This is a genomic window from Candidatus Magnetominusculus xianensis, from assembly GCA_001541255.1.
GTDB lineage: Bacteria > Nitrospirota > Thermodesulfovibrionia > Thermodesulfovibrionales > Magnetobacteriaceae > Magnetominusculus > Magnetominusculus xianensis.
On sequence record LNQR01000149.1, the window covers coordinates 1 to 1,697 of the forward strand.

General features: G+C 37.9%; 2 protein-coding genes. One reads left to right on the forward strand and one right to left on the reverse strand.

Going from position 1 to position 1,697, the window contains the following annotated elements:
* Nucleotides 1-292: hypothetical protein (locus ASN18_RS17715; protein WP_236861865.1), on the reverse strand; the 292-nt coding region annotated here is incomplete at its 3' end.
* Between the two features lie 309 nt (nt 293-601).
* On the opposite strand from ASN18_RS17715, the gene ASN18_RS16775 reads away from it, so the two are divergent.
* Nucleotides 602-1,697: RelA/SpoT domain-containing protein (locus ASN18_RS16775; protein WP_085053930.1), on the forward strand; the 1,096-nt coding region annotated here is incomplete at its 3' end.

Here is a 1,697-nt window from a genome sequence, read left to right on the forward strand (position 1 = left end):
AGAGCGCCTGCTTTGCAAGCAGGAGGTCATCGGTTCGATCCCGTTCACCTCCACCAATTTTTTTCATCAGTAAAGTCTCAAAATAATAGCCACCTGCAAGGGTGGCTTTTTTGTGTCTTAAAAGTCCAATATTTTCAATGGTTAGCGTGACCGGTTTGAAATGCCTTTCGGTCTGAACCCGGACCCGCGCACACCGAAAACCGCGTTCCTCATTCTCTCTCGCCCCGAATTCTCCAAAACCTGTGGACCAGGGTCTTTCTGGTCCACAGCCTGTGGACCAGACATTTTCCATTAAATATCAACGATAGCCCTGGTCCACAGCTTCAGGACCAGTTCGATGGCTTTTTTGGTCGGAGAGAAAAGGGAAACAGGAACAAAAATATGTAGGCGTATGCTTACAGACATTATTTAGATGTGTGATGGTCAAAAATTAACGAAAAATATTTTGTGGTTTGATTTGCGATTGATTTTTGTGTATGAATCATATAAATTCAGAGATGAAAGTGGATATACTGTTCCCGGATTTGCGGATTTGCGGATTTGCGGATTTGCGGATTTGTGTTAGATTTCTCAATTAGTGTTTTATATGAGGAGGTGTCGTATGTCCTTATCAAAATCCAAGATTGATCGCGCAGGTGGAACACTTGCGAAGCAAGATGAGCACTCTGAGGAGAATCTGCGTGAGGCTCATAATATATTTGACCAGTATAGAAAGTCTCATCTTCAGCCTCTCACAGACTGTACAATAAAATTGCAAAATTTAATCTCATCTCTTGATGTAAAATATTATATAGCCCAGAGGCTAAAACGAAAACCTCAAATCATTCGCAAACTTAATAGATTTAGTGTACGTTTAACCCAATTGCAAGATATTGGAGGGTGTAGAATTGTTGTAAATGAAAATAAAGATGTTGATAAGGTAAAAGATTTTATTAAAGAAAAAATTGCTAAGGGTGATGGGTTCTTTATTAAACGAGTTACGGATTATAGAGAAAACGGGAGAGATGATACTGGTTACAGAGCGCTTCATGTCCTGTTAGATCATTCTGGTCATGCACTTGAATTACAAATTCGCAGTCAAATCCAACATTATTGGTCTGAAAGCATTGAACGAACATCTGTTATTTATGGATATCGTTTGAAAGAAAAGGAAGGAGATGGTCAAGTAATAAATTATTTTAAAAATTTGTCAACAGTCTTTCATGAGATTGAATCTGGAAGAAACCCATCCCCGCAACAGAAAATCGATATTGATCTCCTTCGAGAAAAGACCGAAAATATTATACAGCTTTCAGATGGTAATCGCATACTAAATAGCTATGTGAATACAGATATTATTCAAACACTAATCTCAAAAGAGAAGAAACGTTCTGGATTTAATAATTGGGTTATTGTATTCGACTGGAATACTGGTTCATTCATTACATGGGATATTGTTAGTCGAGATACAGACAAAGCAAGTCAAAAGTATGTTGAATACGAACAACAGTACCCAGCTCATGATGGCTTTGAAGTTGTTATGATAGGATCGTCAGATGTTGCAACCATTCAACAAACACATAGTCACTATTTTGGTATTAGCAGCTATGATTCTGTATTGGAACATCTTGACCAATCAGTTGTTGGGTTTAGTCGCCGTATTGATATAGATAGTGATGCGCGACAAATTTTGTTAGCCTTGCACAATAGAAAATTTT